Origin of the sequence: Serratia sp. CY33525 (genome assembly GCF_052169115.1) — a bacterium.
GTDB lineage: Bacteria > Pseudomonadota > Gammaproteobacteria > Enterobacterales > Enterobacteriaceae > Serratia > Serratia sarumanii.
In genome coordinates this window covers 23,407-36,570 of sequence record NZ_JBJNLK010000020.1, presented here as the reverse complement: position 1 = coordinate 36,570, position 13,164 = coordinate 23,407, and the positions used below count along the sequence as shown (strand labels likewise).

The window sequence follows — 13,164 nt, the reverse complement described above, 5'->3', positions numbered from 1 at the left end:
CCGATGGTAGTGTGGGGTCTCCCCATGCGAGAGTAGGACACTGCCAGGCATCAAATAAAACAACAAGCCTCATGCGAAAGCATGGGGCTTTTTGTTTTGTCTGTTATCTGGCGTTCTGCACGAGCATGGGCATGCGAAAGGCCCGTCGGGAACGGGCCTTAACGCCGCGAGCGGCGGCCCCGGAGGGGAGAGTCTCAGGATGAGACGAATTGTGTAGGACACTGCCAGGCATCAAACCAAGCCGAAAGCCCTGAACTGACGTTCAGGGCTTTTTGCTATGCGTAAAACGCAAAAAAGCGCAGCTACGCTGCGCTGTTTCTCCGACAAAACAGCCAGAGAAAAGGCCCCGAAGGGCCTTTGATTAGGGTGTGTTTGCTTTTTTCACTTATTATTCGGTCAATGCGAGCTGCCCTGAGAGATGCCCAACCCAGTTTGCGAACGGACAAACTGAGCCCGGAAGCGTTCCCGCTCTTGCTGCCCGGCCAGCGAGCTGTCGGTGATCGAGAATAGCCAGGTACCGACAAAGGCGACAATCATCGAGAACAGCGCCGGATATTCATAAGGGTAAATCGGTTTTTCATGGCCGAGGATCTGCACCCAGATCGTCGGGCCGAGGATCATCAGAATCACCGCCGTCAACAGGCCCAGCCAGCCGCCAATCATCGCGCCGCGGGTAGTCAAACGCGACCAGTACATCGACAGGATGATGATAGGGAAGTTACAGCTGGCGGCGATGGAGAACGCCAACCCGACCATAAAGGCGATGTTCTGCTTCTCGAACAAAATCCCCAAGGCAATGGCGACAATGCCTAGCACCACAACGGTGATCTTGGATACTCTCAGTTCGTCGCGCTCGGTTGCCTTGCCGTTTTTCATCACGCTGGCGTACAGATCGTGGGAAACGGCCGAGGCGCCGGCCAGCGTCAGGCCTGCAACGACCGCCAGAATGGTGGCGAAGGCCACCGCCGAGATAAAGCCGAGGAAGAAGTTGCCGCCAACGGCATTGGCCAGGTGGACCGCCGCCATGTTGGTGCCGCCCAGCAGCGCGCCGGTGGCGTCTTTGAAGGCCGGATTGGCGCTGACCAGCAAGATGGCGCCGAAGCCGATGATAAAGGTCAGGATATAGAAATAACCGATAAAACCGGTAGCGTAGAACACGCTCTTGCGCGCTTCCTTGGCGTCACTCACGGTGAAGAAGCGCATCAGGATGTGCGGCAGACCGGCGGTGCCGAACATCAGCGCCAGGCCGAGCGACAGCGCGGAAATCGGATCGGACACCAGGCCGCCTGGGCTCATGATGGCGATGCCTTTCGGATGCACCTTCACCGCTTCGGCGAATAGGGTGTTGAAGTCGAAGTTAACCGACTTCATCACCATCAGCGCCATAAAGCTGGCGCCGGACAGCAGCAGCACCGCCTTGATGATTTGCACCCAGGTGGTGGCCAGCATGCCGCCGAACAGCACGTACAGCACCATCAGGATACCGACCAGGATCACCGCCACGTGGTAGTTGAGCCCGAACAGCAGCTGGATCAGCTTGCCGGCGCCGACCATCTGCGCGATCAGATACAGCGCCACCACCACCAAAGAGCCGCAGGCCGACAGGGTACGGATCGGTTTCTGTTTTAGGCGGTAAGAGGCGACATCGGCAAAGGTATAGCGGCCGAGGTTGCGCAGGCGCTCCGCGATCAGGAACAGAATGATCGGCCAGCCGATGAGGAAGCCGATGGAATAGATCAGGCCGTCATAGCCCGAGGTGTAGACCAGGGCGGAGATGCCGAGAAACGAGGCGGCAGACATGAAGTCGCCGGCGATCGCCAGCCCGTTTTGCAGGCCGGTGATGCGCCCGCCCGCGGTGTAGTAATCCTGACGGGAACGGGTGCGTTTGGACGCCCAATAGGTGATGTAGAGCGTGGCGCCGACAAACAGGATAAACATCACGATCGCCTGGATGTTCAGCGGCTGACGATGCACTTCGCCGCCGATGGCTTCGGCACAGGCCAGACCGGGCAGCAACAGCAGCGCGGTGGCAGAGAATAAGCGCTTCATTGTTTCACCTCACGCAGAATTTCTGCGGTGAGGCGATCGAACTCGCCGTTGGCGCGAAACACGTAGATCCCGGTCAAGACGAAAGAGATCACGATCAGCCCGACGCCGACCGGGATCCCGCGGGTGATGGTCGATCCGGCGGCGATCGGCGTGCCGAGCCATTGCGGATCGAAGGCGATCAACAGAATAAAGCCGACGTACAGCGCCAGCGTAATCAGCGAAAGCAGCCAGGCGAACCGGCCGCGTTTTCTCACCAGCTCTTTAAAGCGCGGGTTTTCTTCAATCCCTTGATAAATGGTGTCATTCATCAGAGTGTCTCCAGTCGGTATTGAGAGATTACGCCGCGCCAGGGCCGCTCAACGGCGCGTTATCCGAATGAACGGCCTGAAGCGGCGTAAATTATGACGGCACTTTCATTGATTGTTTTTCTTCCAACAGCTTGTCGACTACGGCCGGATCCGCCAGCGTGGAGGTGTCCCCCAGGTTGCTGGTGTCGCCGGCGGCAATTTTGCGCAGGATACGCCGCATGATCTTGCCGGAGCGCGTCTTGGGCAGCGAATCTGTCCAGTGCAGCACGTCCGGCGTGGCGATCGGCCCTATCTCTTTGCGCACCCAGTTGCGCACTTCGGTATAGAGCTCCGGCGTCGGTTCTTCGCCGTGGTTCAGCGTGATGTAGGCGTAGATCGCCTGGCCTTTGATGTTATGAGGAATGCCGACCACCGCCGCTTCGGCGATTTTCGGGTGCGATACCAGCGCAGACTCGATCTCGGCGGTGCCCAGACGGTGGCCGGAGACGTTCAGCACGTCGTCGACGCGGCCGGTGATCCAGTAGTAACCGTCCTCGTCGCGACGGGCGCCGTCACCGCTGAAGTACATACCTTTGAAGGTCGAGAAGTAGGTTTGCTCGAAGCGGTCATGATCGCCGAACAGGGTGCGTGCCTGGCCCGGCCAGGAGTCGACGATCACCAGGTTGCCTTCGCAGGCGCCTTCCTGCGGTGTGCCGACGTTATCGACCAGCGCCGGCTGTACGCCGAAGAACGGCCGCGTGGCGGAACCGGCCTTCAGCTCGGTGGCGCCCGGCAGCGGGGTAATCATGAAGCCGCCGGTTTCGGTTTGCCACCAGGTGTCGACGATCGGGCACTTTGCGTTGCCTATCTTGTTGTAGTACCACTCCCAGGCTTCCGGGTTGATCGGCTCGCCGACCGAGCCCATGATGCGCAGCGAATCGCGTCGGGTGCCTTCGATCGCCTTGTCGCCTTCGGCCATCAGGGCGCGAATGGCGGTTGGTGCGGTATACAGAATGTTGACCTGGTGCTTGTCGATCACCTGCGACAGGCGATTGACGCCCGGATAGTTAGGCACGCCTTCGAACATCAGCGTGGTGGCGCCGCAGGCCAGCGGGCCGTACAGTAGATAGCTGTGGCCGGTAACCCAGCCCACGTCGGCGGTGCACCAGTAAATGTCGCCGTCGTGGTAGTCAAACACATATTTAAAGGTCATCGCGGCGTACACCAGGTAGCCGCCAGTGGTGTGCAGCACGCCTTTCGGTTTGCCGGTCGAGCCTGAGGTGTACAGGATAAACAGCGGATCTTCGGCGTTCACTTCTTCCGGCGGGCAGTCGGCGGAGACGCCCTGGATCAGCTCATGCCACCACAGATCGCGCCCTTCCTGCCAGTAGCCCGGCTTCCCGGTGCGTTGGAACACCACCACGTTGGCGACGCTGACCACGCTGGGATTTTTCAGCGCATCATCGACGTTCTTTTTCAGCGGCACGGCGCGGCCGGCGCGCAGGCCTTCATCGGCGGTGATCACCAGCTTGGCGTTGGAGTCGATAATGCGCCCGGCGACCGCTTCCGGCGAGAAGCCGCCGAAGATCACCGAATGTACGGCGCCGATGCGCGCGCAGGCCAGCATCGCGACCGCCGCTTCCGGCACCATCGGCATATAGATAGCCACCACGTCGCCCTTTTTCACGCCGAGCTTTTTCAGCACGTTGGCGAACTGGCAGACGTCATGGTGCAACTGTTTGTAAGTCACTTTTTTGGATTGGGTCGGGTCATCGCCTTCCCAGATAATGGCGGTTTGGTCGCCGCGCTCGGCCAAATGGCGGTCCAGACAGTTGGCCGCCAGGTTCAACGTGCCGTCTTCAAACCAGCGAATGCTGACGTGGCCCGGATCGAACGAGGTATTTTTAACTTTGGTATAGGGTTTGATCCAATCCAGGATTTTGCCATGCTCACCCCAGAAAGCCTCTGGGTCTTGAACCGACTGTTGATAATACTCTTGGTATTGTGCCGGATTAATCAGGGCGCGTTCTGCAATTGCAGAAGGAATAGCGTGTTTATGCAGTTGGCTCATAGCTTTTCTCCTTGAAGTTGTTAATGATATGTCAACTGAAGGTTAAGTATAGTTTGCTACGATTCTTTGTTTCTTTTTTGCGCGGCAGATCACGCAACAAAGATATTGATTTGTAATCGTTCTGTCGCATTTGCAGGGCATATCTATCTCTTTGGTGCTTAAATCCCCATAAACCCGCATTTTTAACCAAAAAAACTTATATAAAGAACAAAAAAGAATAAACAAAGACGGGGGTAACTGCCTCGATATTAATAGATACGCGCAGGGTCATAATTATTTCTCGCTATAAATCTTTTTGGATTATTTTTCGCTATTAATATTCGAAGTTGGTATTAACACCATATAACGATGGACGACACATCGTGAAATAACGTTTTATTAACCTTAATTCCTGATGAAAGGTTGGATGATGCCTTATGGCATTCGCTCTGCGATATCGTTCGTTTTTTAATCTGAATATAAAGTGGCGCTGCATTTATGGCCGAAAGTGTCACTCGGTCAATTCTCATTTATTTGACTTTTAAGTAACAAAATATAAACATTTTATGCGGATTAAATATGCAGAATGGGTGAAAAATAACGCATTTTAATGGCGTTCAAAAAATCGTCTCCGGCGTGCTTACGTGCTTCATTGTATGAAAAATTATGTTTTTAATAACAAGCAATTATGCCGTTTGAAATAGTAACGCGAAATTTTTGTTATTCGATTCAGCGCTCAACCCTGACAAATCAAGGCTTGCAGAGCATGCCGCCCGGATGATACAGATTTATACTGCGTCGCACCCAGGGCAGGTGAACGCTTACACTGAATTAACATAAGCCTGTAATAAATGATTAAGTATTCTTTTCGCCGTGTTGCGACTTTGTACGGCGAAAAGGGTCTTTGAGGACTTTTTGGGTATGAAAAGTGTAAAAATTAGCCTGGCTTGGCAAATCCTGATCGCGTTGGTGCTGGGTATTATTGTTGGCGCGGTATTGCACAACCAGACCGAATCTCGTGAGTGGCTGGTGAGTAATATTCTCAGCCCGGCGGGCGATATCTTTATTCGTCTGATCAAGATGATTGTGGTGCCGATCGTTATTTCCACGCTGATCGTCGGTATTGCCGGTGTGGGCGATGCGAAAAAGCTGGGCCGCATCGGATTGAAAACCATTATCTACTTCGAAGTGATCACCACCGTCGCCATCGTGGTGGGGTTGACGTTGGCCAACGTATTCCAACCCGGCCACGGCATCGATATGTCGACGCTGACCACGGTGGACATTTCGCAGTATGAGAAAACCACCGAACAGGTGCAAAGCGGTTCGCACAGCCTGGTGGCGACCATTCTGTCGCTGATCCCGTCGAACGTCTTCTCGTCGATGGCCAAGGGCGACATGTTGCCGATTATCTTCTTCTCGGTGCTGTTCGGTCTGGGGCTGTCGTCGTTGCCGAAAGAGACCAAAGAGCCGCTGCTGAAGGTGTTCAAGGCGGTGTCCGAAAGCATGTTCAAAGTCACCCACATGATCATGCGCTATGCGCCGATCGGGGTGTTTGGCCTGATTGCGGTCACGGTAGCCAACTTCGGTTTCGCTTCGCTGCTGCCGCTGGCCAAGCTGGTGGTGCTGGTGTACTTCGCCATCGCGTTCTTCGCCCTGGTGGTGCTGGGGGCGGTCGCCCGGCTGTGCAACCTGCGCATCTGGACGCTGATCCGCATCCTGAAAGACGAACTGATCCTGGCTTATTCCACCGCCAGCTCGGAAACGGTGCTGCCGCGCATCATCGAAAAGATGGAGGCTTACGGCGCGCCCAAGTCGATCACCAGCTTCGTGGTGCCGACCGGCTACTCCTTTAACCTGGATGGCTCGACGCTGTACCAGAGCATCGCCGCCATCTTTATCGCCCAGCTGTACGGCATCGAGCTGTCGTTGGGGCAAGAGATCGTGCTGGTGCTGACGCTGATGGTCACCTCGAAAGGGATCGCCGGCGTGCCGGGCGTCTCGTTCGTGGTGCTGCTGGCCACGCTGGGCAGCGTCGGCATTCCGCTGGAAGGCCTGGCGTTCATCGCCGGCGTGGACCGTATCCTGGATATGGCGCGCACCGCGCTGAACGTCGTGGGTAACGCGTTGGCGGTATTGGTGATCGCCAAATGGGAGCACCAGTTCGATCGCAAGAAGGCGCTGGCCTACGAAACGGAGTTTCTGGCGCAGAAGGTGAAGCCGGCCAATCAGGCCTAATCGCCGAGTCTCGCCGATGTTAAAAACGCCCCGGGCAGTTGTGCCGGGGCGTTTTGTTTTTATGGCCCTTCAACCTGCCGCTTTCTTTTCTTTGCCCTATTGCGCGACTTGCATCCCCGCTTAACAGAATCTAAAGTGTTACCAAATTAATAGAAATGATAATAGATGTTATTATCATTTTCATTTGATGATGTATGGAGACACGCAAAAGCCGTTGAACGGCGGGGTTACGCCCGTTCGGCGTCTTTATTCGGGCTTATCAAAGGTAGGTAACATGTCGGACACCGCTTTGGCCTCTGAATGGTTGCCGCTGGCGCCAGCGCAGCTTGATTTCTGGGAAGAACACACCTTGCACCCCGGGCAGACCCTGTCCACCGTCGCACACTGCACCGAACTGTGCGGCGCGGTAGAGGAAGAGACGCTCTGCCGGGCGATCGCCACTACCCTCGCCGAGACGCAGGCGTTTGCCCTGCGCTTTGGTGAGCGGCGTGGCGACGCTCCTCCGCCGTTACGGCACGATCCACAACGCATACCGCCATTACAACGCATCGATCTGCAAACGCACGGCGATCCCTGGCAGGCGGCGCAAAGCCTGATGCGCGAAGATATCGCGCAGCGCCGGGCGCTGCACAGCGAGCCGCTAGCCGCCGCCTGGCTGCTCAAGCTGGGGCCGGAGCGCTACCTCTGGTACGTGCGTGCGCACCATATTCTGGTTGATGGCTTCGGCATGGCCTTGATTGAACACCGCTGCGCCGCGTTATATGCGCACTATCTGGGTGAAGGCAGCGCGGGTATTCCCTTTGGCGCCTTTGACGCCTTTCAACAGGCCGAGCTGGCCTACGCTGATTCTGAGCGATGCGAGCGCGATCGGCGCTTTTGGCAGAGCTATCTGCCGCCGTCGCAGGCGCTGCCGACGGTGCGCAAGGGCGGTGAGGCCTATGGCGTGCGGCGTCTAAGCACCCACCACCGGCTGCCGGCGGCGGTATCGCAACGGCTGGCACAGCTGGCGGAACGCAGCGGCATCAATTGGCCCGACTTGCTGGTGGCGCTGTCGGCGGCCTGGCTGTTTCAGGTGATGCCGCGCGACACCCGACAAGGCGATACGCTGCCGATGTGGATGCCGGCGATGAATCGCCGCGGGCAGGCTGCCACCAACGTGCCTTCGCTGGCGGTCAACACGCTGCCGCTGCTGGTGTCGCCACCCCCGTCGGCGACGCTGGGAGATTTTCTGATGACGATGGCGCAGCAACTGCGGGAGCTGCGCAGCCACGCCGGCTACCGCCTGCGTCAACTGGCCGCCGATCGCGGCGTGGAGCCAGACTCGCGCTTCTTTATTTCTCCTTTCATCAACGTGCAACCCTTCGATGCGCCCCGGTTTACCGGCTGCAGCGGCACCCGCCGCGTATTGGCCGGCGGTTCGGGCGACGGTTTTAATCTGACTTATCGCGGCCGCACCGACGCCCGCGATCTGCAGGTCGATATCGATATTTATCTGGAACAGTTCCCGACGGAGGATGTGCTGGACTATGGCGAGGCGCTGCAAGAGTTTCTGTTGCGCGCGCTGCAGCGGGAAGCCTGGGAACAACCGCTGGCGGCTCTGACGGCGTTGCCTGCCTGATAAAGTGCGGGCGGGGGATGTCCCCGCCCGAGTTTTATGGCATCAATTGGCCAGCAATGCCGCCACTTCGCGCGCGTTCTTGCATGGCAGGAGCGAACTGCTTACCAGCCGGGTGCCGAAAGCGTCATTGAGGCGCTCCGCCACCTGTTTGATATGCGGCAACTTCAGCCCCATGGTGATAAACGCCGTCTCTTCCCCCCATTCCGGGCGTGGCGTTACGCCGATCGCCTGCCAGTAAATAGTCAGGATCTCTGCGCTGCGCGCCAAAGGCGCGTTCGGCGGCGGCGCCGCACAGGCGTTCAGCGCCGGCGCGGTTTGCTGGTGGCTCAGATCGGCGCGGATGCGATGGCGGTCGGTTTTGCCGTTGGCGGACAGCGGCAGCGCCTCGGCATGGATAAAGCGCGTGGGAATATGGGTGCAGGGCAGATAGCCGGTGGCGAAGGCGCGTATCTCGGACAGCGGCAGCGGTTTGCCGTCGCGGGTCAGATACAGGGCGCCGAGCGCCGCTTCGTTGTTCTCTCCGCTGGGATAGTCCACCACCACCATATCCAGGATCGCCGGATGGCGGCGCAGCACATCTTCGATTTCCGGCAACGAGACGCGCACGCCGCGGATCTTCACATAGCCGTTCACCCGGGTGGCGAACATGATGTTGCCGTCCGCACGGTAGTAGCCCTGATCGCCGGTGCGAAAAGCGCGCAGCGGTTGCCCGTCCGGCCCTTCGAGGGTGACGAAGTCATGCTGCTTCAGCTCCCCCTGCTCCAGATAGCCCAACGCCAGGTTGACCCCGGCGGTATAAATGCGGCCGACCACGCCGGCCGGGCAGTGGCTGCCGTCGTCATGGCAGATGAAGTAGCGGTTGGCCGGCAGCGGGCGGCCGTAAGGCACGGTGCCGCTCTCCTGCGGGGCGATCGGGTGCCAGATGCTCCAGATGGTGGTTTCGGTCGGCCCGCCGAGCGAGAACAGCGCGAGATCCGGGCGCAGGGTGCGCAGGGTTTGCACCGTCGCCGGCTTGATGTAGTCGCCGCCTTGCGCCACCAGGCGCAGCGAACGCAGGCTGTCGGCCGTTTTGCAGGTGAGCAGCATCTCCAGAATGGCGGGCACCGAACACCACAGGGTGACCCGGTGCTTTTCCACCAGCTGGTTCCAGCTGATGGCGTCCTTTTCCTGATGCGGCGCCGGCAGTACCAGCGTAGCGCCGGCGCACAGCGAACCGAACAGATCGAACATCGACATGTCATGGTGTGGCGGCGTGACGGAAATGAAGACGTCGTCGGCGGTGACCGCCCAGCGTTGCTGAGTCTGGTGGACGACGTTGGCGGTGGCGCGGTTGTTGAGCACCACGCATTTGGGTTTACCGGTGGTGCCGGAGGTATACAGGTAGTAGCTCGCGGCCTGGCTGGCGCTGCGTTCCGCCAACGTCTGTTCATCCGGCAGCGCAGGCGCGCGATCCGTCGGCGCCAGCAGGGCCGCCAGCGTTACGCCGATCGGCGTCTCCAGATCGCCGCCGTGCACCACCAGCGTCGGCCGGCAGTTTTCCAGCAGGTAGGCGGTGCGCTCCGGCGGCGAGTTGATATCGACAGGCACCCAGATCACGCCCTGCAGGGCGCAGGCGAGGCTGAAGATGATCTGTTCCGGGCTGCGCGGCAGATACAGCGCCACCACGTTGCCCGGCTGCACGCCGCGGCTCTGCAGGTTGGCGATCGCCGTGGCGATCCGCTGGCCCAGTTCGCGGTAGGTTAGCGTCTGTTCGCCGCAGATCAGCGCGTTGCCGCCGTTTTGTACGCCAAACAGCCGCTCGGCCAGCTGCGCCAAATAAGGATAAGGTGCGTAATTCGCTTCGCTGTCGTTGTGGCGGTAATGCGCCAGATCGATGAAGTCCCGCGGCGCGATCGCCAGGTCGGCCCGTTGGCAGCTGTGCAGGATGCGTCGCTGCAGTGCCGCCAGCATGGCTTCTACCTGCTCGCCGTGCAGCGCCTGCTCGGCGTAGTCCACGCACAGCTGCAGGTTTTTTTCGCTGTCCAGCGTCAGGCGAATGTCGATGGCGACCTGCGGCGTTTGGGTCAGGCCGTCGTGGAAGCGCACCGGCGCCTCGGCCGGCAGCGTTTCCCAGCCCAGGCAGTTGGTCAGGATCACCGGCAGCGCCGGGCCGCCCTGGCTTTGGCCGAGCAACTGCCGCGCCAGATCGACGCCGGAAAACGTCAGGTGGTCGAGCGCGCCGAGCACGTCGTCCTGTAAGGCTTGCGCGCGCTGGATAAAGTCTTCGCCGTGGCGGGAATAGCGCACCGCCACGAAGCTGGAGGCGTTGCCCAGAGCGCCGTCGGCGGCGGGGAACGCTACCGGCACGCCGACGCACAGCTCGCCGTCGGTGGTCCAGTGGGCCAGCGTATCGAGGATCAGCGCCGACAGCAGGCTGTTGCGCAGCAGCGCATGCGGCGATCCCAGACGGCCGAGTTGTTTTATCGTATCGTGCGGCAGCGTCAGGCTGGCGCGGCGATAGCGCGATGAGGTGAGATTGGCGAGCGGGATGCGCCACGGCAACGCCGACGGCGTGGTGACATCCTGCAGCTTTTCGCGCCAGTAGGCGGCGTCGGCCTGGCGCTGCGCCGCCGATGCGGCGGGGAGCGGCAGCGCGGCGGCGGTCGGCGTCAGAGGGCGATCGTCGAACAGGCGTGCGATCACGGTGGAGATCCCTTGGCCGTCGAGGATCAAGGCATCGAAACTGGTAAAGATCAGCGTATCGTACGGCGATCCCGTCGGATCCTGCTGTTCGGCAAGTTGGATCACGGCGATGCGCCACAGCGGTTGGCTCGGATCGTGGCGCTGGTGGGAGTAACGCTCGCGCAGTTGTTCGACCTGGCGCTGCGCCGCTTCGCCATCAAGGGCGCGCAGATCGTGACGATCCAGATGCAGCGTCACCTCCGGGCGTACGTGCTGTGTGCCGCGCTGCACATCGATGCAGGTGCGCAACGCCGGGTAGTGCTGTACCAGCTCGGTCAGGCGCGCTTCAAAGCGCGGCATATCCGGCTGCCGGGCGCGGTATTCGCGAAAGTCGTGCATCGCCACGCCGCCGAGCGGCCATCGATCGCTGCGGCCCAGAAGATAGGCCTGCTGCAGTGCGGTTAATGCTGTCTCCATGGTACTTCCCTATAGTCGCTAACCGATTAAAACGAGCCGGGCGCCGCGCGCCCGGAAACCGATCTCAGTGCTGCGGCGCCAGCGCGGCGAGCAGCGTTTTCGCATGCTTTCCTGCCTCGGGCGAGCGTTGGCAGATCAGCGCCGCCAGCGCCGCAGGGGAGGAGTGCGCCGCCAGATCCTGCGCCGTCAGCGCCGCCGCCAGATACTTGTTGAGCACCGTCAGCAGCGCGTTCACCCCGGCATCCGGCAAGGCCAACCGGCGGATATCGTCGTGGTCGCGCAAGCCGGCCCCGGGGGCCACCCGCGCCAGCAGCCGATGCAGCACCTGGCGCACCGGCGCCTGCTGCGCCAGCGCGTCGGGCGTGCATTGCGCCAACAGCTGCGACAGCGGGCGATCGAACGCCTCCGTTTGCCGCGCGGCCAAGTTCAGCAGCGCCCGGTAACAGGCCAGCAGGCGTGGCAGCACCTGCTCGGGGAACGCATCCAGCCGCACGTCCCAGTTGATCAGAATGCCGTCGTCGACGTGGGCGACCTGCGCATCCAGCGCCACCTGCGGCCCCTGAGAGATGACCCAGCCGAGATGGCCGAAGGTGTCGGTGACCCGTTCGGAAAACAGCGTCTTGCCGCGGATGCCAAAACCGGCGGTAAACACCACCGGCGAAGGCTGCAGGCTGCCGTGCAGGCGCGACAGATCGCGCATCACGCTGACGCCGGGGTAATCCGCATGCTCGATCAGCTCCGCCAGCTGCGTCATCAGGCGCCGGCAGAAGGCGCTCAGATTTTCCGTCGGGTTCAGCTCCACGCCGAGCAGCACCAGGTTAGAGAAATCGCCGATGAGGCGATGCGCGTCCTCCCGTTCGCTCTCGCGGTGGAACAGCGGCACGTTGAGCCGGAAACGCGTCATGTTCCAACCCTGGCCGACGGCCAGCGCGAACAGCGCTAAAAACAGCGTCGAGAGCGAGGTGTGATGCCGTTTGGCGGCGCTCTCCAGCGCGCGGCTTTCTTCCGCATTCAGCTGTACGGCCAGGCGATCGCTGCGGCAGCGGTCCGGCGTGCGCAGCAGGCGCGGCGCCGGTGGCACCTGCGCCAGGCGCTCACGCCACCAACGCTGGCCGCGTTCGCGTCGCTGGCGCAGCGCCTCGTCGGCGTCGCGCCGTTCGAGGTGGTCGAAGTAGGCCGGCGGCACGTCATGGGGGGGCGCCGGTGGGCACTGGTGATAAAACGCCGTCAGATCTTCCATCAACAGGCGAAAGCTCATGGCATCGCCGGCGATCATATCGAGATCGACATGCAGGCGGCTGCGCCCTTCCGGCAACAGGCTCAGGCTGATATCGCAGGGCACGCCCTGTTCCAGCGGCAGCAGTTGGGTGCTTTTCGCCTGGCGTTTGGCGGCGAGCGCGGCCGCCAGCGTCGCTTCATCGGCATGTTGCCAGTCGTCGATATGCAAGGTGTGCCGGGGGCCGGGAGGCGCGATCGTCTGCCGGCCATCATCGGTAATGCGCAGGCGCAACAGCGGATGATGCAGGTACAGCGCATCAACGGCCTGGCGTAGTCGGGCGAGATCCAGCTCGCCGCCGTCGAATTCCGCATACAGGTGGGCGGCCATGCCGCCGAGGGGAGGAGCGGACTGTCGGCCTACCCAATAGGCGGCCTGCATCGTGGTCAAAGCTTTCATCGGGTATCCATTTTGATTCAGCCAACGAGACTGCAAGAATATATCCAAATGTTAATAGGAATGAAAATTATTATTATTTAATCCATTTGGCGCGAAGGTGCTATTTATA

The 13,164-nt window shown here is 60.4% G+C and carries 7 protein-coding genes; 2 read left to right on the top strand and 5 right to left on the bottom strand.

Annotated elements, in window-relative coordinates:
• Positions 1 to 396: 396 nt before the first annotated feature.
• The 3 genes from actP to acs form a co-directional block, all read right to left on the bottom strand.
• Positions 397 to 2,049 carry a cation/acetate symporter ActP gene (gene actP / locus ACJ8IM_RS25065; RefSeq protein ID WP_033649946.1) on the bottom strand — a complete coding sequence of 551 codons (1,653 nt, stop codon included), beginning with the start codon at positions 2,047 to 2,049 and terminating at the stop codon, positions 397 to 399.
• The gene (locus ACJ8IM_RS25060; RefSeq protein WP_004930047.1) at positions 2,046 to 2,357 is read right to left on the bottom strand and encodes a DUF485 domain-containing protein; all 312 of its coding nucleotides are present in this window, start codon (positions 2,355 to 2,357) and stop codon (positions 2,046 to 2,048) included. Before ACJ8IM_RS25060 ends, actP begins: the two co-directional genes overlap by 4 nt.
• A gap of 91 nt (positions 2,358 to 2,448) precedes the next feature.
• Positions 2,449 to 4,407 (bottom strand): acetate--CoA ligase, encoded by a 1,959-nt coding sequence (acs, locus tag ACJ8IM_RS25055; RefSeq protein WP_033655143.1) that lies wholly within the window; start codon positions 4,405 to 4,407, stop codon positions 2,449 to 2,451.
• A gap of 900 nt (positions 4,408 to 5,307) precedes the next feature.
• On the opposite strand from acs, the gene gltP reads away from it, so the two are divergent.
• Together gltP and ACJ8IM_RS25045 are read left to right on the top strand one after the other, a co-directional pair.
• Positions 5,308 to 6,624, top strand: coding sequence for a glutamate/aspartate:proton symporter GltP (gltP, locus tag ACJ8IM_RS25050; RefSeq protein ID WP_015376334.1), 1,317 nt, complete (start codon positions 5,308 to 5,310; stop codon positions 6,622 to 6,624).
• 274 nt (positions 6,625 to 6,898) lie between these two features.
• A complete protein-coding gene (locus tag ACJ8IM_RS25045) occupies positions 6,899 to 8,242 on the top strand; it encodes a condensation domain-containing protein (RefSeq protein WP_033655144.1) in 1,344 nt (447 codons plus the stop codon).
• Between the two features lie 42 nt (positions 8,243 to 8,284).
• On the opposite strand, the gene ACJ8IM_RS25040 is transcribed toward ACJ8IM_RS25045, so the two are convergent.
• Entirely contained in the window at positions 8,285 to 11,380 is a 3,096-nt protein-coding gene (locus tag ACJ8IM_RS25040; protein ID WP_033655145.1) for an amino acid adenylation domain-containing protein, read from the bottom strand.
• A gap of 64 nt (positions 11,381 to 11,444) precedes the next feature.
• Entirely contained in the window at positions 11,445 to 13,055 is a 1,611-nt protein-coding gene (locus ACJ8IM_RS25035; protein WP_033655146.1) for a condensation domain-containing protein, read from the bottom strand.
• Positions 13,056 to 13,164 lie beyond the last annotated feature (109 nt).